The organism is Halomonas marinisediminis (genome assembly GCF_004347715.1).
Lineage (GTDB): Bacteria > Pseudomonadota > Gammaproteobacteria > Pseudomonadales > Halomonadaceae > Halomonas > Halomonas icarae.
The window spans coordinates 1-231 of record NZ_SLTR01000739.1; the positions used below are offsets into that span (position 1 = coordinate 1).

The following is a 231-nucleotide window of genomic DNA, read 5'->3' on the forward strand; positions in this document are numbered from 1 at the left end:
ATGGCAGCTTTGAGGCTGTGAAAAAAGTGAATCTGGCCTTTCCCGAGCAGACTGTGACTGCCCTGATCGGGCCTTCCGGCTGCGGTAAATCGACCTTTTTGCGCTCCCTTAATCGAATGAATGATGAGATTGCATCTTCCTCTACAACGGGTCACATCTGGATGGATGGACAGGATTTGACAGCACCGGAAACGGACGTGATCAAGCTGCGTCAGCAAATTGGCATGGTGT

1 protein-coding gene is annotated in these 231 nt (G+C 51.1%); it reads left to right on the forward strand.

Annotation, left to right across the window (positions count from 1 at the left end; genetic code table 11):
- Positions 1–231, forward strand: a 231-nt coding sequence (locus tag E0702_RS18380) for an ATP-binding cassette domain-containing protein (protein ID WP_132045921.1), incomplete at both ends; no start/stop codon positions are given.